Genomic DNA, 20828 nt, shown 5'->3' with positions numbered 1-20828 from the left:
GAATCTTACCGTTCGCCGAATAATTTCTTGCTATCATGCAAGGCGTAGGGTAAATCTCCGATCGCAAGGAGACACAAATGGTGAAAAAGTCACCGGAAAACACTACTCCCGCAATTGTGGACAACGTAGAGGCGCTTGAGGCTAAGCTCGCTCAGATGCGAGAGGCCCAGGCGCTTTTTGCTACGTACACGCAGGAGCAGGTCGACAAGATCTTCTATGAGGCCGCCATGGCCGCCAACAAGGCTCGTATCCCGTTGGCGAAGATGGCCATCGAGGAGACCGGCCGCGGCGTTCTTGAGGACAAGGTCATCAAGAACCACTACGCCGCAGAGTACATCTACAACGCTTACAAGAACACCAAGACCTGTGGTGTCCTGGAGCGCGACGAGGCTTACGGCATCACCAAGATCGCCGAGCCCATCGGCATCGTGGGCGCCGTCATCCCGACGACCAACCCCACCTCCACCGCGATCTTCAAGACGCTGATCTGCCTGAAGACCCGCAACGCCATCATCATCTCCCCGCACCCGGCTGCCGCCAAGTGCACCATCGCCGCCGCCAAGCTCGTGCTTGACGCCGCCGTCAAGGCCGGCGCCCCCGAGGGCATCATCGGCTGGGTCGATGTCCCCTCCATCGAGCTGACCAACATGGTCATGCGCGACGTCGACATCATCCTCGCCACCGGTGGCCCGGGCATGGTCAAGGCCGCTTACTCCTCGGGCAAGCCCGCCCTGGGCGTTGGCGCCGGTAACACCCCGGTCGTCATCGACGACACCGCCGACGTGCTGCTCGCCGTCAACTCCATCATCCACTCCAAGACCTTCGACAACGGCATGATCTGCGCCTCCGAGCAGTCCGTGACCGTCATCGACACCATCTATGACCAGGTCAAGGCCGAGTTCCAGAAGCGCGGCTGCTACTTCGTCAAGCAGGGTGCCGAGATGGAGGCCCTGCGTGCCGCCATGTTCAAGAACGGCGCTCTCGATCACCGCATCCCCGGCATGGCCGCTGCCAAGATCGCCGAGCTCGCCGGCATCGAGGTTCCCGCCAAGACCAAGATCCTGATCGCCGAGGTCACCTCCACCGACCCCGCCAAGGAGGAGTTCTCCCACGAGAAGCTCTCCCCGGTCCTGGCCATGTACCACGCCAAGGACTTCCAGGAGGCCGTCGACAAGGCCGAGCACCTGGTGCTTGCCGGTGGCCCGGGCCACACCGCCTCTCTGTACGTGCACCCCGCCCAGGCCGAGAAGATCAGCCTGTTCGAGCACGTCATGAAGGCCTGCCGTATCGTCATCAACACCCCGTCCTCGCACGGCGGCATCGGTGACCTGTACAACTTTGGCATGAAGCCGTCTCTGACCCTGGGCTGCGGCTCCTGGGGCGGCAACTCCGTCTCCGAGAACGTTGGGGTGAAGCACTTGATCAACGTTAAGACTGTGGCCGAGCGCCGTGAGAATATGCTTTGGTTCCGCGCTCCCGAGAAGGTCTACTTCAAGAAGGGTTCCACGCCCGTCGCCCTCGACGAGCTGGGCAACGTCATGGGCAAGAAGCGCGCCTTCATCGTCACCGACCAGTTCCTCTTCAAGAATGGCAACACCCGCGCCATCGAGGCCAAGCTCGACGAGATGGGCATCGCCCACGACTGCTTCTACGACGTCGAGCCCGATCCGTCGCTGCAGTGCGCACGTCGCGGCGCCAAGCAGATGGCTCTCTTTGAGCCGGACGTCATCATCGCCGTCGGCGGTGGCTCCGCTATGGACGCCGGCAAGATCATGTGGATGATGTACGAGCACCCCGAGTGCAAGTTTGAGGACATGGCCATGGACTTCATGGACATCCGCAAGCGTATCTTCACCTTCCCCGAGATGGGCAAGAAGGCCTACTTCGTCGCCGTCCCGACCTCTTCGGGTACCGGCTCCGAGTGCACGCCGTTCGCCATCATCACCGACAAGGAGACCGGCATCAAGTGGCCGCTCGCCGACTACGCGCTGCTCCCCAACATGGCTATCGTCGACGCCGACAATTGCATGACCGCCCCGCGCGGCCTGACCGCTGCCTCCGGCATCGACGTCATGACCCACGCCATCGAGTCCTACGTCTCCATCATGGCTTCCGACTACACCAAGGGCCTCTCCGAGCGCGCTGCCAAGCTCGTCTTCGAGAACCTGCCCTCCAGCTTCACGAACGGCGCCAAGGATCCGCACGCCCGCGAGGAGATGCACAACGCCTCCTGCATGGCCGGTATGGCCTTCGCCAACGCCTTCCTGGGCCTCAACCACTCCATGGCCCACAAGCTCGGCGCTTTCCATCACCTGCCCCACGGCCTCGCAAACGCTGTCATCCTGACCCGCGTCATGCGCTACAACGCCGCCGAGGCACCCGTCAAGATGGGTACCTTCTCCCAGTATCCTTACCCCAACGCGCTGCACAACTACGCCGAGATGGCCAAGTACTGCGGCATCGAGGGCAAGGACGACAAGGAGGTCTTCGAGAACTTCATCACGAAGCTCGAGGAGCTCAAGGACTTCATCGGCGTCAAGAAGACCATCGCCGACTACGGTGTTGACGAGCAGTACTTCCTCGACACCCTCGACGAAATGACCGAGCAGGCATTCAACGACCAGTGCACCGGCGCCAACCCGCGCTACCCGCTCATGAGCGAGATCAAGGAGCTCTACCTGGACGCCTACTACGGCCGCGAGCCCCAGGATTACGCCGTCTGCTAGTTTTAGCACGGTTTTTAACGGCGGGGGTGCACGGGTGTTTCACACACCCCCGCCGTCGCTTCTATCGCATCGTTGAAAGGATGCAACCATGCTGCTACCCGATTCCAAGACCGAGCTCGTCCGCCGTGGCAACAAGGTCGTTTACGACCTGGGCGACAAGATTGTCAAGGTCTTTAACGAGACCAAGCCTGTCTCCGACGTGTTCAACGAGGCTTTGAATCTTGCCCGCATCAATGAGTGCGGCATCCGCAGCCCCAAGGCTCTCGAGGTTTCCCAGCTCGAGAACGCCAACGGCTGGGCGCTCGTGACCGAGAAGGTTCCGGGCACCACCCTTGCCGAGAAGATGACTGCCGAGCCCCAGCGCTTTGGTGAGTACCTCGAGGTGTTCGTCGACCTCCAGATCGAGATCCACGGCTACACCTCCCCGCTGCTCAACCGTCAGCGCGACAAGTACGCCCGCATGATCGACAGCCTTGATCAGCTCAATGCCACCACGCGCTACAACCTTCAGGAGCGTCTGGACGGCATGACCAAGGAGTTCAAGGTCTGCCACGGCGACTTCAACCCCTCCAACGTCATCGTCGGCGACGACGGCCAGCTCTATGTGTGCGACTGGGCACACGCCACCCAGGGCTCCCCCGCTGCCGACGTTGCCACCACCTACCTGCTCTTTGCCCTCAACAGCAAGGACCAGGCCGAGGCCTACCTGGAGCTCTACTGCGACCGCGCCGACATGCCCATGCAGGTCGTGCGTCAGTGGACGAGCATCGTTGCCGCTTCCGAGCTCGCTCGTAAGCGCAACGTGAACGATGAGTTCCTGAAGAATTGGATCGACGTCGTCGATTATCAGTAATATCTGAGCGATTTATTTCGCATCGGAGGCACAAGGAAAACCCCGCAGCTCGCATGGGCTGTGGGGTTTTCCTTTTAGATATCGAGGATGCCACAAGATAAAAGGACGGCCCCGCATCTCCCCGATCTGGAGAAATGCGGGGCCGTCCCGTATATCGAACTACAAGTGAAATCGTCGATTAACGGCGTGCTGCCTTCACAAGCTCGGCGACCTTGGCGACGACCTCGTCGATCGCCACATCCTCGCGCTCACCCGTGGCACGGTCCTTGAGCTCAACGGTGCCATTCTTAAGGCCACGCTTACCCAGAACGACCTGATACGGGAAGCCCATAAGATCGTTGTCGGCAAACTTAAAGCCGGGACGCTCGTCGCGGTCGTCGACGACAACCTCGATACCCTCGGCGCACAGGCCATCAACGATCTGCTCGCAGACGATAGCGCACTCCTCCTTCTTGGGATCGAGCGGAATCACCGCGACCTCGTACGGGGCAACGGAGACCGGCCAGACGATGCCGTGCTCGTCGTTGTGCTGCTCCACGACGGCAGCGAGCGAGCGGGACACACCAACGCCGTAGCAACCCATGATGAGCGGCTTCTCCTTACCGTCCTCATCCATAAAGGTGGCACCCATGGCCTCGGAATACTTGGTGCCCAGCTGGAAGACCTGAGAGACCTCGATGCCACGGGCAGCAGAGAGCGGCTTGCCGCAGTGCGGGCAGGGGTCGCCGGCGACAACGGTGACCAGATCAGCCCACTCGTCGACGGTAAAGTCGCGCTCGGGGCAGGCACCGGTAAAGTGATAGTCGACCTCGTTGGCACCGCAGGCCCACTGCTTGGACTCGCGCAGGCTCTCGTCGCAGACCAGACGAATGCCCTCGGGCAAGTTAACCGGTCCGATAAAGCCCTTATGCAGACCGTAGGTCTGGAGCTCCTCATCGGTCATCATGCGATAACCCTTGCCAAAGACATGCTCGGCCTTGCAGTCATTGAGCTCATGATCGCCCGGGACAATGGCCACGACTGGCTTGCCCTCGGCATCGATGAGAGCCAAGGACTTGCGCGTGCCGTTCTCGGGGAAGCCAAAGAACTTTGCAACGGCCTCGATGGTGCCCATGCCCGGAGTCTTGACCTTGGTGAGCGTACCGTCGCCAGGACCCTCGGTCACAACGACCTTGGTGCTTGCGGCCTCATCGTCGGCAGCGAAGCCGCAATCGTCGCAGTAGACGAGCGAAGCCTCGCCGGCGTCGGCCAAAGCCATATACTCGACGGAGGTATCGCCACCGATCTCGCCGGAGTCGGCGACAACGGGCAGGGCCTTGATGTAGCAGCGCTCGCAAATGTTGGCATAGGCCTGCTTCATCTTGTCGTACTCCTCCTGCAGGCTCTCCTGCGTGGCGGAGAAGCTGTAGGCGTCCTTCATGATGAACTCGCGACCGCGCATCAGGCCAAAGCGGGGACGGAACTCGTCACGGAACTTGTCCTGGATGTGGTAGAGGTTGACGGGAAGCTGCTTATAGGAGCGCAGTTCATTGCGCACCAGGGCGGTGACAGTCTCCTCGTGGGTGGGGCCCAGCACGAACTCACGGCCGTGACGGTCATCGAAGCGCACGAGCTCCTTGCCATAGACATCGATACGGCCGGACTCACGCCACAGCTCGGCATCGACCATGATAGGCATCATGAGCTCCTGGGCACCGGCGGCATCCATCTCGTCGCGCACGATGTTCTCGATCTTGCGGATCGAGCGCCATGCGAGCGGCAGATAGGAATACAGGCCGGCGGCCTCCTTGCGGATCATGCCGGCGCGAAGCAGCAGACGGTGGCTCGCAAGCTCGGCGTCCGCCGGATCCTCTTTGAGCGTCGGCGCGTAAAGCTTAGACATATACATTGCTCGAGTCATTTACTTCTCCTCAATAAGCTTGTCGACCTCGGCCATGAGCGCGTCGACAATTTGATCCTCAGCTACTTTACCAATGATCTGGCCATGCGAAAAGAGCAGGCCCTGACCTCGTCCACAGGCCACGCCCAAGTCGGCGTCGGAAGCCTCGCCGGGGCCATTAACGGCACATCCCATCACGGCGATGGAAAGCGGCGCGGAATAGTTCTTCAGTCGCTCGGTAACCTCCTCGGCGATGGGAATGAGGTTGACCTGGCAACGAGCGCACGTGGGACACGAGACAATCTCGGGACCACGGCGACGCAGGCCCAGCGACTGCAAAATTCCCCAGGCAACCGGCGGCTCCTCAACCGGATCGGCTGTGAGCGACACACGCATGGTGTCGCCAATGCCTTCGAAAAGCAAGATACCCAAGCCTACAGAGCTCTTGATGGTGCCCTGGAGCTTGGTCCCCGCCTCCGTCACGCCCAGGTGAAGCGGAACGTGGGGAATCTCACGCGACAGGGCTCGATAGGTATCAAGCGTCGTTTGCACGCTATGGGCCTTGGCCGAAAGCACAATGTTCGTAAAACCGCGGTCCTCAAAGTGCTTGACGAAACGCTCGCTCGACATCACGAGCTTCTCGGGCTGCGTAAGCTCGTCGCGCTCAGCGATATCCTGCTCGAGTGAGCCGGCGTTGACACCGATGCGAATCGCACAGCCCGCAGCGCCGGCGGCGTCGATGACGGCATCGACCTTAGCCCAATCGCCGATATTGCCGGGATTGATGCGAAGCTTGGCGGCACCAGCCTCGACGGCGCCGATGGCGAGCTTATGGTTAAAGTGAATATCGGCGACGATCGGCACCGGAGACTCGGCACAGATGGTGCGGAAACCCTCAAGCGCGGCCTCGGTGGGCACGCTCACGCGCACGATATCGCAGCCAGCCTGCGCCAACGCGCACACTTGCGCAAGCGTTGCCTGGGCGTCAGCGGTATCGGTGCAGGTCATGGATTGGACCACCACCGGCGCGCCGCCACCGATCTGCACACCGCCCACATGCACGGGGCGCGTCAACTCGCGCGGCAAAGGATGGGTTAAAGACAATCCAAACACTCCCCTACAAAATAAATCGAAGGACGTCGGAACGAAGCATATAGACAAATAGCAGTGCAAAGAGCGCGATGCCAACATAGCTCACAATCGTCTGCACCTTGAGTGGCAGCTCGCGACCCGCAAACTTTTGAATGATCTCGATGACCAGCTTGCCGCCATCGAGTGGTGGGATGGGCAACAGGTTCATAAAGCCAAGCGAGAACGAAATGAGGGCGGCAAACGAAAGGAACGTGGCAGGGCCGGCAGCAGCAGCCTGTGAGGACATAACGCTAATGCCCACGATCGAAGAAGACTGATCGAGAATCTCCATCGTATGCTGCGGCTGGAGCAGGCGCATCACGCCCTCCGCTGTCCGCACGACATAGGAGAACGACAGGCGAGCCGACGTGATGGGGTCTAAACGGACCACCTGCGTAGAGGCATACACACCTAGGCGCTCGTCCTCTTTGAGCGCAACCGAGGTCGAATGCTGCTTGCCGTCGCGCTCATACTCAATGGCGATATCGTCCTTACCGGCGGCCTTGCCGATGGCATCGTAAACGTCCATCCAGGTAGCGCACGATACTCCGTCAACCGAAAGGATCGCGTCGCCGCCCTCGATACCCGCCTTGGCGGCAATAGACCCCTCGTCAACCTGACCGATCACGTTGGTATCCATCGGCACGGTGACACCCGCAATAGAGTAGATGCTCATAAGCAGCAAAAAGCCCGTCAGGATATTGACGAGAATGCCCGCGAGCAGCATAAAGGCGCGCTTGAGAAAACCCTGGCCCAGATAGGTATGCGAACGCTCTTGCGCAAGGAACTCGGCTTCGCCGCACGGCAGCTCCCACACATCGCCCTCGGCAGTCGCATGCTCTCGATCGAACCGGCGGCCGTCAAAGGTGGTGTAACCCGCCGCGTCTCGCGGCAGCGTCTGATACCTGGTGGGATAGTAGCTCGGCGAGGGCTTCTCCCCTTCCTCATACCAAGGCGCGATAGAGCCCCAACCCAAGAGCAAGGCGCATGCCTCGAGCACAACCTCCTCGGATAGCTCGAGCTCGACAGCAAGGTCGGCCACGGTCACGCGACCATGACGATAGATAGCCGCGAGCACGCGATCGGCACACGAGACGTCGGTCGGATCCATACCGCAGATGGCAGCGTAGCCACCCAGCAGCAGCGGGGTCACGCCAAACTTGGTTCCAATGCGACGTGACGTGTAATGGATGTCAAAGCGGCACGGCAAGCCCAAAAAGAACTCGGTCACACGGACGCCGCAGGCACGTGCCGCCAAAAAGTGGCCGCCCTCGTGCAAAAACACGAGGACGGAAAGCATCAACAGGCCCCAAAAGACCGATGAGAGAACGCTCAGAACAGTATCCATAAAACGAAAAAGCAATCCTTATGGGTTAGGAACGGGTTGCGGCGAGCACCTGCGCAGCCTTTTCACGCGCCCACGCATCGATGTCGCGAAGCTGCTCAAACGAATCGACCGCCTGCTTATCGTGGGCATCCATGCAGGATTCCACAATGCGATCGATATCAGTAAAGCAGCAGCCATCGTGCAGGAAAGCATCGACGGCGACCTCGTTGGCGGCATTGAGCACGCACGGCATGGTGCCACCCGTCTTGCCGGCACGTTCGGCCAGTGCCAGACAGCGGAAGGTATCCATGTCGGCAGCATCAAACGTGAGCTGCCCCAGCTCGCGGAAATCGATACGAGGCGCCGGGGTATCCCAACGCTCGGGATACGAGAACGCGAACTGGATGGGAATACGCATGTCGGAAGCACCGAGATGCGCCATCACGGAGCCGTCGGCAAACTCGACCATAGAGTGAATCTTGGACTGACGCTGCACGACCACGTTAATGAAATCGAGGTCGCAGTTAAACAGATGCATGGCCTCAATGCGCTCCAGGCCCTTGTTCATGAGGGTGGCGGAGTCGATGGTGATCTTGGCGCCCATGGCCCACGTGGGATGTGCGAGGGCATCGGCACGCGTCACGCGGTCGAGCTCGTCGCGCGTGCGGCCAAAAAACGGACCGCCCGAGCAGGTGAGCCAAATACAATGAGCCTCGCGTGGGTTCTCCCCCAGATAGCACTGGAAGATGGCGGAGTGCTCAGAGTCGACTGGAATAAGCTGGCCCGGTTGCGCCAACGGCATAAGCAAGTCGCCACCGACGACGAGGGACTCCTTGTTGGCAAGGGCAAGGCGCTTATTTGAGGTCAAGGCCGCATGGCTCGCCTCGAGACCGGCGGCACCCACAATAGCGACGAGTACGCAGTCGACATCGTCGCGACGCGCGAGCTCGCAAACCGCCTGCGCGCCAACGCCGAGCTTCGTTCCCTCGGGCAACTCCTGCAGCACGGCGTCATCGCCATGAGCGACATCGGCCACGGCAACCGCCGAAACCGAGAACTCGCGGGCAGCGGCAACAAGCTCGGAGGTACTGGAGTTAACGGACAGCGCCGTCACCTGCAGGCGATCGGCATGCTGGCGGCACACATCGAGCGCCTGGGTGCCGATGGAGCCCGTACAACCCAGGATGGCAACACGGAGGCGTCCATCGGGGCCATACGTCGTCTGGAATGACATTACAGCACGCCTCCGATCATCAGCATCAGCTGCGCGGTGATGCAGCCGAAGATAAGCGAATCGCTACGATCGAGCATGCCGCCGTGGCCCGGGATAAGGTTGCCGGAATCTTTGACGCCCACACCGCGCTTGATGCGCGATTCGATAAGGTCGCCGATAACGCCCAGAATGGACACGACCACGCCGCACAGCAGCGCATAGGGCAGGCTGAGCTTGAAGAAATGCGTCGCCCACAGGATGAGCCAAATCAAAACCGAGCCCAGGATGCCGCCGACAAACCCCTCCCAGCTCTTTTTGGGAGAGATCTTGGGAACCATCTTGTGCTTACCGATACGGCTGCCCACGATGTAGGCAAACGAATCGGAGACCCAAAGGGACGCGCAAACGCCCACCGAAAGCAAGGCACCGGCAAAACCGGGCACGGCATCGCGCAGCAGCACGATAGCCGACAGCATAAAGCCAGTGTAGATGGGACCCATGAGCGTCACGGCCACATCAGAGATGCGGGTACGCGGCGACCAGACATACCAAATGCCCACAGCGAGCATCAGGGCAAAAAGCAGGGCATTCAGCAGCATCGAATCGCCCAGCGCCGACAGCGGAAAGAGCACGGCGGCAGCGATGCCCATGCGCTCGTTAGCCATCTTGCCATCGAGCCTTGTCATACGGAAAAACTCATAGCAGCACAGACCGCTCATGACGGAAACAAAGATGGCAGTGGGCACGATACCCAAAACCAGACACAGGATAAAGACAACGGCGTAGACGATACCCGCGGCGGCACGGGTAATAAAGCCCGCCAGCCACGAACCGGTGCCGCTCTTCGCTGTAGGCGCTCCCGCAGCGGTAGCTTTGCGCGCAGGCGTCTTGGGAGCAGATGCCTTGGGACGATCGGACACGATTAAGCCTCCTCGGTCTTGCTCAGTCCACCAAACCTACGGTCACGGCCCTGATAGGCCAAAATGGCGTCGACAAGGCCCCAACGATCAAAGTCGGGCCAATAGGTATCGGTGACATAGAACTCGGAATAAGCCACCTGCCACAGCAGATAGTTCGAAAGGCGCAGCTCACCAGAGGTGCGAATCACAAGCTCAGGATCGGGAAGGCCGGCGGTATAGAGGTGGGAAGCCACCATGTCGTCATCAATTGCGGCAGGATCAATCTTACCGGCGGCAACGTCGAGCGCAATCTGACGGACAGCGCGGGTAATCTCGGCACGCGCGCCGTAGTTGACGGCAAGCGCCAGCGTCATACCGGTGTGATCGGCGCACTCGGCAAGACCGCGTTCAAAAACGTCGCGGGTCTTCTTGGGCAGCGCGGAAATATCACCCAAAAAGACAACGCGCACGTTTTCGCGCTTCAGAAGCGGCAACTCGTCGATGAACGTCTTGGCAAACAAGTGCATCAAGACGTTGACCTCATGCTGCGGGCGGTTCCAGTTTTCGGTAGAAAACGCATAGGCAGAAAGCACGTCGACGCCCAGGCGCACGCAGGCGGTAATGATCTCGCGCAGCGAGACGATACCCGCCTTGTGGCCCTCAGTGCGTGCAAGACCGCGCGACGTGGCCCAACGACCGTTGCCGTCCATGATGCACGAGATATGGTGCGGAATGTTATTGAGGTCAAGGTCGGAAAAACCGACGCCCGCAGGGGCGTCGGCAAAGTACTCGACCAGTTTATGCTCGTCGTATTGCACCTTAGATCTCCATGACCTCGGCTTCTTTTTCCTTCAAAAGCTCCTCGACCTTGGCGACATACTCATCGGTGTGCTTCTGGACCTTGGCCTGCTCGCGACGGACATCGTCCTCGGTGAGCTCCTCATCGCGCTCGAGCTTGTTGTTGAAGTCGCGACGGATGTTACGGATAGACACCTTGGCCTGCTCGGCGTACTCGCGGCACTCCTTGACGAGCTCGCGACGGCGCTCCTCAGTGGGAGCCGGGAACGGAAGACGAACGACGGTGCCATCGGAGTTGGGGGTAATACCCAGATCGGAAGCGCCGATAGCCTTGACGATAGCATTGATGAGTGCCTTGTCCCACGGCTCGATGAGCAGCATGTGGGCCTCAGGGGTCTTGACGGCGGCAACCTGCGTGACCGGCGTGGGAACACCGTAATAATCGACGGTGATGTCGGACAGAATGTTGGCATTGGCGCGGCCGGTACGAACCTTGGAGAAGTTATGCTTGAGGGACTCGAGCGACTTGTCCATATGGGCGGTGATGTTCTCTGCCATGCTTAATCCTCCTGATAGACGAGCGTGCCGACGGGCTCACCCGAAAGCGCGCGCTTGACGGTGTCCTCGCCATCGATGTTGAGGACCAAAATCGGCATACGGTTGTCCTGGCACAGTGCCGTAGCCGTGGAATCCATAACCTGCAGACCGCGGACGAGAACCTCGTGATAGGTAATCTTGTCAAAACGGACGGCGTCGGCGCACTTGACGGGATCTTTGTCGTAGATGCCGTCAACCTTGGTGGCTTTAATCAGAATCTCGGCGCCGATCTCGCACGCACGAAGAGCCGCGGCGGTGTCGGTCGTAAAGTACGGATTGCCCGAACCGGCGGCAAAAATAACGACGTTGCCCTTGGAAAGGTGGTTGATGGCGCGACGGCGAATATAGGGCTCGCAGATCTCGTTCATCTGGATAGCGCTCATCACGCGGCAGGGAACATCGTTATGCTCGAAGGCATCCTGCAGGGCGAGCGCGTTCATAACGGTAGCCAGCATGCCCATGTAGTCGGCCTGAGCACGCTCCATGCCACCGGCAGCGCCGGCCATGCCGCGGAAAATATTGCCGCCGCCGACAACGACGCCGACCTCATGGCCAACGGCTAGCAGCTCCTTGACCTGCTTGGCAAGATGGTCGGTAACCTTGGGGTCGATGCCATATTGGCCGTCGCCCATCAGTGCTTCGCCGGAAAGCTTAAGAAGCACGCGTTTAAATCGGATGTCGGACAAAGCGATCCTCCTTTAATTAGACTCTCAATATGATATCAAAGGCTCTGATAAGAGCCATGAAAAAGCAGGCTGTGAGTAAAACCCACAGCCTGCTCATTACCAGCTACAAAAGCTTATTTACTCGCCACGGACCAGACGGTCAAAGGCAACGACGGTAATGGTGTCGCTGAGCTCCTTGGAGACCTGCTCAGCGTACTTCTTGATGGTGAGGGAGCTGTCCTTGATGAACTCCTGCTCGGTGAGCACGGACTGCTTGTAGAACTTCTCCAGACGGCCGACAGCCATCTTCTCCTGAATAGCCTCGGGCTTGCCGGACTCGGCAGCCTGGGCCATGTAGATCTGCTTCTCGTGCTCGACGGTCTCGGCCGGAACCTGATCGCGGGTAGCGCAGATCGGGGCGACGGCGGCAACCTGAAGGGCAACGTCGTGAGCGAAGGTCTTGAAGGACTCAGTCTGAGCGGTCTCGGCCTTCTCGAAGGCGAACTCGACGAGGACGCCGATCTTACCACCCATGTGGATGTAAGAAGCGAGCGCGCCGTTCTCGGCCTTGCGGGCAGCGAAGCGGGAGATCTTCATGTTCTCGCCCATGATGTGAATCATCTCGGTGAGCTCGGAGGAAACGGTCTCCTCACCCATCGGCTTCTCGAGCAGAGCGTCGACGTCAGCAGGCTCGGTGGTAGCGACAACCTCAGCGACCTTGGAAGCAAAGCCAGTGAACTTGGCGTTGGAGCCAACGAAGTCGGTCTCGCAGGAGAGCTCGAGCAGAGCGCCGGTCTTGCCATCCTCGGAGACGAACGCGGCGACAGCGCCCTCGTTGGTCTCACGGCCAGCCTTCTTGGCAGCCTTGGCAAGGCCGTTCTTACGCAGAACGTCGACAGCGGCGTCCATGTCGCCGTCAGCCTCGACGAGAGCCTTCTTGCACTCCATCATCGGGGAGTCGGTCATCTCGCGGAGCTGCTTGACCATAGCGGCGGTAATCTGGGCCATTGTGGTTCCTTTCAAAGAGATGAAAAAGAATTAACTAAGACTGATTTACTCGGCCTTGGGCTCAGCGGCCATCTCGGCCTCGGAGACCTGCTCCTTGCCGGAGCCAGCGAGGCAGGCGTCAGCCATGAGCTCGCACATAAGGGTGACAGCGGAGATAGCGTCATCGTTGCAGGGGATGCCGTACTCGACCTCGTCGGGATCGGAGTTGGTGTCGATCAGAGCGACGACGGGGATGTTCAGGCGCTGGGCCTCCTTGATGGCGTTCTCCTCGCGCTTGGTGTCGATGACGAAGAGAGCCTGGGGCAGACCCTTCATGTCGCGGGCGCCACCGAGGTTGGTCTGGAGCTTGGTGAGCTCCTTGCCGAGAACAGCCTGCTCCTTCTTGGGCAGAACAGCCATGCGTCCGTCCTCGACCATGGCCTCGAGCTCCTCCATGCGGTTGATGCGGGAGCGGATGGTGACGAAGTTGGTCAGCATGCCGCCGAGCCAACGCTGGTTGATGTAAGGCATGTTGGCGCGCTCAGCAGCGTTCTTGACGGCCTCCTGAGCCTGCTTCTTGGTGCCGACGAACAGCACGTTGCCGCCCTTGGCGACGTTCTTGACGAAGGTGTAGGCCTGGTCGGCGTCGAGGATGGTCTGCTTGAGGTCGAGGATGTAGATGCCGTTGCGCTCACCGAAGATGAACGGCTTCATCTTGGGGTTCCAGCGACGGGTCTGGTGACCGAAGTGGCAGCCGGCCTCGAGCAGGGTGCGGATATTAATCTTGGTAGCCATGTTAAACCTCCTGTGGTTTGCCTCCGCGCGGGGTCATCCTCCAAAACCAACCCGGACATGTGCTACCAAAGCCCGGGCACCACGGTATGAAGTAGCCGCGCGTGCGTGATAAAAACATGTTGCCGTGAAGCAACCCGATGAATGATAGCAGGAATGCATCTTCCTGCCAACCCGCAATCAAAACCACACACCTGAGTGCGGCGCGGGACGTCCCAGCCACTATTCGCCGCGGGGATGGGCTTGAGCCACGGCACGTTTGAGCCGATCGGGCGTGAGATGCGTGTAGATCTGCGTCGTGGACAGGCTCGCATGACCTAGCAGCTCTTGAACCGAGCGCAGGTCCGCACCGCCCTCGAGCAAATCGGTCGCAAAGGTATGGCGCATCGCATGCGGGGCAATGTCGGCCGGAATGCCGGCGAGCGTCGCCAGCGTATGGAACCGCCGCCTGAGCATGGCGGCACTCATGCGATTGCCGCGCGCCGATATAAGCAGCGGATGCGGCCCGGTAGCGGGGTCACGGCGCTTTGCCTGAGCGAGCAACTCCGGCCTCCCCTCCTCAATATAGAGACGCGTCGCCTCGAGTGCGCGACGATACAGAGGGACGATACGCTCCTTGCTCCCCTTGCCCCAAAGTCGCAGCGTTCGCTCGGACCAACCAATAGACTCCACGTTGAGCGCCGCGAGCTCCGAGATTCGCGCGCCGGAGGCATAGAGCAACTCAAGCATCGCCGCATCGCGCAGTCCCGCGGGCGTCGAGGTATCAGGCGTCTTGAGCAGCGCCTCAACCTGCTGGGTCGTAAGGACGCCCGGCAGGTCACGTGGCAGCTTGGGCGATGCGATCGCCGAGACCGCATCGCCCTCGACAATCCCCTCGGCAGCCATCCAGCGATAGAGAGATCGAATAGCCGACAGGTGCGCCGCAAGCGTTCGGGGAGCCACCTGCTCACGCGAAAGCTCGGCAAGATAGCGACGAATGGTGCGCACGTCGGCAGCGAAAGCATCAATATTCTCGCGCTCGCACCAGACAGCAAAGCGCTCCAGTCTCGAGCCATAGGCCGTCACCGTGTTGGGAGAAAGTCCCTCAACACGTGCGATATAGGCGATAAACGAGTCGACGGTGTCGTACAGGTCAAAGGCTATGACCGGTCGCCTCCAAACAAGTCGGAGCGCGTGGCCAAGTAGGCATCAAGGGCCTCGAGGGCGCGATCCGCATAAGCCTGATAGCGGTCGCGTTTGCTGCGGCGCTTACCATCCTCGAGTGGCGGCACCAGGCCAAAGTTGACATGCATAGGCTGATAGCCCACGGTGGCAGGATCGGTCGCATAGCCCACGAGCGCACCCAGGGCGCCCACACGCGGCAACTCGACGCCCGCGGCACCGATAGCCTCGGCATAGGTGTTGAGCGCCGCGAGCAGACCTGTCGCCACGGCTTCCATGTACCCCTCGGTGCCGGTGATCTGACCGGCCAGGCGCACGCCGGTACCGGGCACGGCAAAGGTGCTATCGAGCACGTGAGGGGCGTCGACAAAGGTATTGCGGTGCATGACACCGTAGCGGAAGAACTCAGCGTTCTCCAGGCCCGGCACCATATGGAAGACGCGCTTCTGCTCGCCAAAGGTCAAGTTGGTCTGGAAGCCCACCAGGTTATAGGCGGTCTTCTCCTTGTTCTCGGCACGCAGCTGAATCGCCGCCCAGGGGCGACGTCCGGTACGCGGGTCGGTGAGGCCGACGGGCTTCATGGCGCCAAAGCGAATGGCGTCCTTGCCGGTGCGCGCAACTTCCTCGGCAGGCTGGCAGGCTTGGAACAGATCGCCGCCCTCAAAGTCTTTGAGCACCACGCGGTCGGCCGTGGTAAGCGCCTCGATAAAGGCCTCGTACTCCTCCTTGTTGAGCGGAGCGTTGAGATAGTCGCCGCTCCCCTGCTCCTCGTAGCGCGACTGCGAGAACAGCACGTCCATATCGAGCGTGGAGGCATCGACGATCGGCGCCGCCGCATCAAAGAATGCCAGGGCATCGCCACCGACGAGCTTCATAACCTCTTCGCTCAGCGCCGGTGAACACAGCGGGCCCGCGGCAATGACCACGTGACCCTCGGGAATCTGTGTGACCTCACCGTGCACGACCTCGATATTGGGACGAGCGGCAACCTCAGCCTCGACAAGCTCGGAAAACTTGACGCGGTCGACCGCCAAGGCGCCACCGGCGGGAACAGCCGCGCGATGGGCGCAATCGAGCAGGACTGAACCCATGCGCTCAAGCTCGGCCTTCAGCAAACCAGCCGCGGAATCCGGACGGGTCGACTTAAACGAATTCGAGCAGACGAGCTCTGCCAGGTGATCGGTATGGTGAGCCGGGGAGCTCACCTGGGGGCGCATCTCGCACAGCTTTACGGCAAAACCGCGATCTGCCAGCTGGATCGCGCACTCCGAACCCGCCAGACCGCCACCGATAACTGTCACCTGATCGAACTGCATCTGCAAACACCTTTCTAATTGACACGTTTTCCATTGTGACCGAAGGGTGTCTGGGCGTGAAGGGCAAACTTGGAGGGCGCATACCTTCCATCCATCATGCGCTCGATAAGACCCTCGAGTTCAAGCGAACCCAAGAGTTTGAGTACGCCGACAGCATCGAGCGAGACGAGCGCCGCGATGTCGTCGACCTTGAGCGGAGAGGCGATGAGCGCATGCATCACGGTCTGCTGCATTGGATCCAGGTCGGCAATGCCGGGAGCATCGGGGCGCGAGTAGCGCAGGGTTCCGTAGATGCGTGAGATAGCCATCTCGATAGATTCCTCGTCGACGATGCAGCAGGCACCGTTCGCAATGAGGTAATTCGTGCCACGCGACTCGGGCGATAGGATCGACCCCGGCACGGCAAGAAGTTCGCGCCCCAAATCCATAGCAGCCTCGGCTGTGGAAAACGTCCCAGAAGGCATACCCGCCTCGGATACAAAGAGGGCTTGCGACAGGGCCGCGATTACGCGATTGCGGCGCGGAAAGGCGAACTTGCGCGGACCCATGCCCCACGGAGAGATCGACACGACCGCGCCACCCGTATCAAGCGTGCGCGTAATCAGCCCCGCGCTCGAACGCGGGTAGACCACGTCGGCGCCCGTCCCCAGCACCACAACGTGTTTGCCGCCGGCGTTGACCGCAGCCCAACCCGAGGCCTGGTCACAACCGACCGCACCGCCCGAAACTACCGTCACTCCCGCCTCAACCGCCACCTTCGCCGCAAGCTCTGCCACGGCAAGACCATACGGCGAGGCCTTTCGCGCACCGATGATGGAGAGCGCGGGCGTCGAAAGCGCCTCGGGGTTGCCGCGCACATAGAGCGTCTGAGGTACATCAGAAAGCTCCAAAACGGTCTCGGGATACAACGCGTCACCTGGATGCAGCTCGAAGGTCCCCTCAGCCATCATTGGTCCCTCCTTCCCTGGTACATCGCCGCCTCGAGCACGTGGTCCTGCGTCACCTGCTCGCTCTCGGCGACATCTGCGATCGTGCGCGCAATGCGAACAAGGCGCACGATGCCACGCCCTGTGAGATGCGTGCGCTTCGACAGGCCGAGCACACACTTCTCCGCCGCATCATCGAGCTCAAAGGTCGAAACGACGCCGTCAATGGACCGTGTCTCGTCATCCTCGGCCTCGGCATCCGCATCGTCCATGCGGGATTCGCGCCAAGCGCGAAAGGCGCGACCGCGCACAACGTAGTCACGTAACTCGGCCGACGACATGCCCTCCGCACCCTCGATAATCACTTGAGGGTCGGGACGGGTCACATCGATCATCATGTCGATACGGTCGGCCAAAGGACCGCGCAGTTTAGACCGATAGCGCTCGACCATCGCCGCCGAGCAGCGACACGGCACCTCGCGATCGCCCAAAAAGCCGCAGGGGCAGGGATTGCTCGCAGCCAGCAGCTGAAAGCGCGACGGGAAGGTAAAAGCCCCGTCGACGCGTACGATCCTCACGTAGCCGCGCTCGATGGGCTGACGCAGCGTCTGCAGCACGCCAGTGGGAAACTCGGCAAGCTCGTCCAAAAAGAGCACGCCGCCATGAGCAAGGCTGATCTCACCCGGGTGCACCGGGCGCCCGCCGCCGATAAGGCCTGCGGTCGAAATACTGTGGTGGGGACTGCGGAAGGGGCGGTGCCCCGCCAACAAGCCATCAATGTTCTCACCCAAAACCGAATGGATGCACAGTGCCTCCTGCTGATCCTCAACGGAAAGCTCGGGCAGGATGCCGGTCATACGGCGTGCGAGCATCGTCTTGCCCGATCCCGGAGACCCGATCATGAGCAAGCCGAGTTCTCCTGCCGCCGCAAGCGCCATGCCGCGTTTAGCGACTTCCTGCCCCAGCACGTCGGCATAGTCGAGCTCAGGCTCAAAGGTCGCTTCGACGCCCTCGGAATCCAAGTAGTGCCGCGCGGCATCGCCCATACCATGAGCAAGCTGAGACAAATGATCGATGAATCCGCAATCCACGCCCGCGAGTGGCACATGCTGGTCTGACCTGCCGGCGATAAAGGACAGCCCCAAATCACGCGCCAATAACTGAAACGCCACCTCGCCCTTGACAGGAAGCACCGTACCGTCCAAGCCAAGCTCACCAGCGATAAGACAACGATCGAGGTTGTCGCGGGGAATCTGCCCATCGGCCGCCAATACCGCGATGGCGATGGGCAGATCAAAGCCGCTACCGGTCTTGCGGATATCGCCGGGCGCCAGATTGACCGTAATGCCCGAGCGCGGGATCTCGAACCCGGCGGAGCGCATCGCGCAGCGAATACGACCGCGCGACTCCATCACCTCCATACTCGGTATGCCGAGCATCTGGATGCCCGGAACGCCGCCGGCAAGCGAGACCTCGACCGTGACGGGAATCGCCTCGACGCCGCGGATGCAGGCCGCGTGAACGGCAAACGTCTCGAACGCCATCACGACACCTGCCAATCGAACGCGTTGTACTGGTGCTCGATCTCGGCGATATGCCCGCCGCGAATGGTAACGCCCACGGCATCGAAGCGAATCGCCTTGAGCGGATAATGCTCCATGAGATAGCAACTTGCGATGCGGCGGTAGCGACGTTGCTTTTGGGCGTCCACGGCCTCCTCGGGAAAGACCCGCGTGCTGCAATCCAGCGCAACGCGTCTGGTCTTGACCTCGGCCATCACCACGACATCGTCGAGCTCATCGAGCAGCACCAGGTCGGCCTCGCCCTCGGTGCAACGATAACCCTGCTCCAGCAAGGTGTAGCCGCGCTCGTTAAAGTAGTCGATGGTGATCAGCTCGCCCAGCATGCCCAGCTCGCGAGGACTGAGTCCCTTGATAAACTCGGGCGTCATCGCCCCGCAGTCGAGCTTGCCGTTTTCCCAACACTCCTTGAGCTGCTGCGTCTTACTCTTTTTGCTTGCGGCACTCATGGGGTCTCCTTTCCCGCACACTGCATTGCCCCGATGATGAGAGCACCTTTCATGCGGGTAAGTACCGGAAGCAAACCAAAAGCTGACCAAATGCCGTCAAAAAACGGGCCGTACGCAGCAATGGTGTTGCATACGGCCCGCTACCAGCAGGTTTATAAAACCCCAGAGGTCCCTGTCTCCACAATTGACCTAGAAAAGGCGCTCAGTCTGCAGAAAGTTTCCGCAAAAGCTCACGCGGTGCAGCGGACAAAGTCCATGTTTGCGAATGGCCTCGATGTGCTCGGGGCTCGCATAGCCCTTCGACTCGGCCAGATGGTACTCGGGGTACTCGGCGTCGTACTCGACCATCATCTCGTCACGCGTGACCTTGGCCATGATGGACGCCGCGGCGATGCAGGCGATTTTGGCATCGCCCTTCACCACATCGCGCTCGTTAGGAACGGCGCCCAAGGGGTTGCCATCCATGAGGACGCAGTCGGGTTCAAGTCCCGTATCAGCCACGGCGCCCGCAACGGCGGCACGGATAGCACGGGCCATGCCCATCTCATCGATATCCTTCGGCACGATATGGCAAAAACCGATCGCCGTCGCCACCTCGGCAATCTTCACTGAGAGCAACTCGCGGCGCGCGGGCGTGAGCTTTTTGGAATCGTTGATACCCCAGACGCGCGGCTCCATAGGAAGACAGACAGCGCATACCGTCAAAGGGCCGGCCACCGATCCGCGACCCACCTCGTCGACACCAACGACCACCCCATCGCCGCCAAGCTCATGCATAAGCTCGTACATGTCATTGACGCGCTCGCGCTCGGCAAGCTCTTTGGCATGGCGTTTGAGGGCGCGCTCACAAGCCTTGATCACCTGCTGGCGCGGGTCCTCGCGATAATGCTCTACGAGGGCGGGAATCTCCTCAAACGTAGCGCTCGCCAACTCACCGGCAACCTGCGATGCCGAAACCGAGCTCGTCATGTTGGCCATACCAGGCCCTCCTTGCATGCAAATCAGATAAAAAGAAGGGCCACCCGAAGGTGACCCTTGTGTCCAAACGAGTGGACAGACGCTGCGATCTTCTTAGCGCTTCTCGGGGATGCGAGCAGCCTTGCCCACCTTGTCGCGGAGGTAGTACAGCTTGGCGCGACGGACGCGACCATGGCGAACGACCTCGAGCTTGGCGATCTTGGGGCTGTGAAGCGGGAAGGTACGCTCAACACCGACACCGAAGGACATCTTGCGGACGGTGAAGGTCTCGCGGGCACCGGCGCCGGCCATGCGGATGACGTCGCCCTGGAAGACCTGGATGCGCTCGCGGTCGCCTTCCTTAATGCGGTAATGAACCTTGACGTTGTCGGCGACGCGAACCTGAGGAATGTCCTCGCGGATCTGCTGACGCTCGATTGCGCGGATGTAATCCATGTGCAATTCCTTACTCTTCTAGAGGTGCCGTACCACCTTGGCCGGCACGTAGTTGAACAAACGTATTCGAGTATACACGCGCGGGTTTCTGCTGCAAGAACAATTTTTTACGCAGA

General features: G+C 60.7%; 19 protein-coding genes. 2 read left to right on the top strand and 17 right to left on the bottom strand.

Translation table 11 applies throughout. From position 1 onward, the window contains the following. Positions 1 to 77 precede the first annotated feature (77 nt). Together adhE and AAAX31_RS05630 are read left to right on the top strand one after the other, a co-directional pair. Complete coding sequence (gene adhE, locus AAAX31_RS05635) at positions 78 to 2726, top strand: bifunctional acetaldehyde-CoA/alcohol dehydrogenase (RefSeq protein WP_117770319.1); 2649 nt, start codon at positions 78 to 80, stop codon at positions 2724 to 2726. 88 nt (positions 2727 to 2814) lie between these two features. Further along, positions 2815 to 3579, top strand: a complete 765-nt coding sequence (locus AAAX31_RS05630; protein WP_349076486.1) for an aminoglycoside phosphotransferase family protein — start codon at positions 2815 to 2817, stop codon at positions 3577 to 3579. Between the two features lie 178 nt (positions 3580 to 3757). On the opposite strand, the gene AAAX31_RS05625 is transcribed toward AAAX31_RS05630, so the two are convergent. From AAAX31_RS05625 to rplS, 17 genes are all read right to left on the bottom strand, one after another. Continuing rightward, on the bottom strand, positions 3758 to 5467 hold the full coding sequence (locus AAAX31_RS05625; RefSeq protein ID WP_349076513.1) for a proline--tRNA ligase: 1710 nt from the start codon (positions 5465 to 5467) through the stop codon (positions 3758 to 3760). Between the two features lie 12 nt (positions 5468 to 5479). After that, positions 5480 to 6562: a flavodoxin-dependent (E)-4-hydroxy-3-methylbut-2-enyl-diphosphate synthase gene (gene ispG / locus AAAX31_RS05620; RefSeq protein ID WP_349076484.1), complete on the bottom strand. Its 1083-nt coding sequence runs from the start codon at positions 6560 to 6562 to the stop codon at positions 5480 to 5482. A 13-nt stretch (positions 6563 to 6575) separates the two neighbouring features. Continuing rightward, complete coding sequence (locus AAAX31_RS05615) at positions 6576 to 7937, bottom strand: M50 family metallopeptidase (RefSeq protein ID WP_349076482.1); 1362 nt, start codon at positions 7935 to 7937, stop codon at positions 6576 to 6578. A 25-nt stretch (positions 7938 to 7962) separates the two neighbouring features. Further along, a complete protein-coding gene (gene dxr / locus AAAX31_RS05610) occupies positions 7963 to 9150 on the bottom strand; it encodes a 1-deoxy-D-xylulose-5-phosphate reductoisomerase (RefSeq protein WP_349076480.1) in 1188 nt (395 codons plus the stop codon). Continuing rightward, positions 9150 to 10049, bottom strand: a complete 900-nt coding sequence (locus tag AAAX31_RS05605) for a phosphatidate cytidylyltransferase (protein ID WP_349076478.1) — start codon at positions 10047 to 10049, stop codon at positions 9150 to 9152. The genes dxr and AAAX31_RS05605 overlap by 1 nt, the downstream gene beginning before the upstream one ends. 2 nt (positions 10050 to 10051) lie before the next feature. Next, positions 10052 to 10846, bottom strand: coding sequence for an isoprenyl transferase (locus AAAX31_RS05600; protein WP_055285137.1), 795 nt, complete (start codon positions 10844 to 10846; stop codon positions 10052 to 10054). Position 10847: 1 nt separating this feature from the next. Continuing rightward, positions 10848 to 11384 carry a ribosome recycling factor gene (gene frr / locus AAAX31_RS05595; protein ID WP_006236112.1) on the bottom strand — a complete coding sequence of 179 codons (537 nt, stop codon included), beginning with the start codon at positions 11382 to 11384 and terminating at the stop codon, positions 10848 to 10850. Between the two features lie 2 nt (positions 11385 to 11386). Continuing rightward, positions 11387 to 12109, bottom strand: a complete 723-nt coding sequence (gene pyrH, locus AAAX31_RS05590) for a UMP kinase (RefSeq protein ID WP_349076476.1) — start codon at positions 12107 to 12109, stop codon at positions 11387 to 11389. A gap of 117 nt (positions 12110 to 12226) precedes the next feature. Beyond that, positions 12227 to 13096 carry a translation elongation factor Ts gene (tsf, locus tag AAAX31_RS05585; protein ID WP_349076474.1) on the bottom strand — a complete coding sequence of 290 codons (870 nt, stop codon included), beginning with the start codon at positions 13094 to 13096 and terminating at the stop codon, positions 12227 to 12229. 45 nt (positions 13097 to 13141) lie between these two features. After that, complete coding sequence (rpsB, locus tag AAAX31_RS05580; RefSeq protein WP_006236109.1) at positions 13142 to 13870, bottom strand: 30S ribosomal protein S2; 729 nt, start codon at positions 13868 to 13870, stop codon at positions 13142 to 13144. 219 nt (positions 13871 to 14089) lie between these two features. Further along, on the bottom strand, positions 14090 to 14998 hold the full coding sequence (locus AAAX31_RS05575) for a tyrosine recombinase XerC (protein WP_229065285.1): 909 nt from the start codon (positions 14996 to 14998) through the stop codon (positions 14090 to 14092). A gap of 8 nt (positions 14999 to 15006) precedes the next feature. Next, on the bottom strand, positions 15007 to 16344 hold the full coding sequence (gene trmFO, locus AAAX31_RS05570) for a methylenetetrahydrofolate--tRNA-(uracil(54)-C(5))-methyltransferase (FADH(2)-oxidizing) TrmFO (RefSeq protein ID WP_006236105.1): 1338 nt from the start codon (positions 16342 to 16344) through the stop codon (positions 15007 to 15009). Positions 16345 to 16358: 14 nt separating this feature from the next. Continuing rightward, positions 16359 to 17291, bottom strand: coding sequence for a DNA-processing protein DprA (locus AAAX31_RS05565; RefSeq protein WP_349076471.1), 933 nt, complete (start codon positions 17289 to 17291; stop codon positions 16359 to 16361). Next, positions 17291 to 18814, bottom strand: a complete 1524-nt coding sequence (locus AAAX31_RS05560) for a YifB family Mg chelatase-like AAA ATPase (protein ID WP_055309873.1) — start codon at positions 18812 to 18814, stop codon at positions 17291 to 17293. The genes AAAX31_RS05565 and AAAX31_RS05560 overlap by 1 nt, the downstream gene beginning before the upstream one ends. Beyond that, entirely contained in the window at positions 18814 to 19299 is a 486-nt protein-coding gene (locus AAAX31_RS05555) for a YraN family protein (protein WP_055309872.1), read from the bottom strand. Before AAAX31_RS05555 ends, AAAX31_RS05560 begins: the two co-directional genes overlap by 1 nt. A gap of 189 nt (positions 19300 to 19488) precedes the next feature. Continuing rightward, positions 19489 to 20277, bottom strand: coding sequence for a ribonuclease HII (locus AAAX31_RS05550; RefSeq protein ID WP_349076470.1), 789 nt, complete (start codon positions 20275 to 20277; stop codon positions 19489 to 19491). Positions 20278 to 20370: 93 nt separating this feature from the next. After that, positions 20371 to 20712, bottom strand: coding sequence for a 50S ribosomal protein L19 (rplS, locus tag AAAX31_RS05545; RefSeq protein ID WP_006236098.1), 342 nt, complete (start codon positions 20710 to 20712; stop codon positions 20371 to 20373). Positions 20713 to 20828 lie beyond the last annotated feature (116 nt).

This window comes from Collinsella sp. CLA-ER-H5, assembly GCF_040092375.1.
GTDB lineage: Bacteria > Actinomycetota > Coriobacteriia > Coriobacteriales > Coriobacteriaceae > Collinsella.
This window is presented reverse-complemented; position numbering and strand designations above follow the sequence as displayed.

Excerpts from the sequence above, each read along its gene's own strand:
- tsf (WP_349076474.1), bottom strand. The coding sequence starts at position 13,096 with ATGGCCCAGATTACCGCCGCTATGGTCAAGCAGCTCCGCGAGATGACC.
- trmFO (WP_006236105.1), bottom strand. The coding sequence starts at position 16,344 with ATGCAGTTCGATCAGGTGACAGTTATCGGTGGCGGTCTGGCGGGTTCG.
- AAAX31_RS05630 (WP_349076486.1), top strand. The coding sequence starts at position 2,815 with ATGCTGCTACCCGATTCCAAGACCGAGCTCGTCCGCCGTGGCAACAAG.
- adhE (WP_117770319.1), top strand. The coding sequence starts at position 78 with ATGGTGAAAAAGTCACCGGAAAACACTACTCCCGCAATTGTGGACAAC.
- AAAX31_RS05615 (WP_349076482.1), bottom strand. The coding sequence starts at position 7,937 with ATGGATACTGTTCTGAGCGTTCTCTCATCGGTCTTTTGGGGCCTGTTG.
- AAAX31_RS05560 (WP_055309873.1), bottom strand. The coding sequence starts at position 18,814 with ATGGCGTTCGAGACGTTTGCCGTTCACGCGGCCTGCATCCGCGGCGTC.
- AAAX31_RS05550 (WP_349076470.1), bottom strand. The coding sequence starts at position 20,277 with ATGGCCAACATGACGAGCTCGGTTTCGGCATCGCAGGTTGCCGGTGAG.
- AAAX31_RS05625 (WP_349076513.1), bottom strand. The coding sequence starts at position 5,467 with ATGTATATGTCTAAGCTTTACGCGCCGACGCTCAAAGAGGATCCGGCG.
- AAAX31_RS05565 (WP_349076471.1), bottom strand. The coding sequence starts at position 17,291 with ATGGCTGAGGGGACCTTCGAGCTGCATCCAGGTGACGCGTTGTATCCC.
- dxr (WP_349076480.1), bottom strand. The coding sequence starts at position 9,150 with ATGTCATTCCAGACGACGTATGGCCCCGATGGACGCCTCCGTGTTGCC.
- frr (WP_006236112.1), bottom strand. The coding sequence starts at position 11,384 with ATGGCAGAGAACATCACCGCCCATATGGACAAGTCGCTCGAGTCCCTC.
- rplS (WP_006236098.1), bottom strand. The coding sequence starts at position 20,712 with ATGGATTACATCCGCGCAATCGAGCGTCAGCAGATCCGCGAGGACATT.
- AAAX31_RS05555 (WP_055309872.1), bottom strand. The coding sequence starts at position 19,299 with ATGAGTGCCGCAAGCAAAAAGAGTAAGACGCAGCAGCTCAAGGAGTGT.
- rpsB (WP_006236109.1), bottom strand. The coding sequence starts at position 13,870 with ATGGCTACCAAGATTAATATCCGCACCCTGCTCGAGGCCGGCTGCCAC.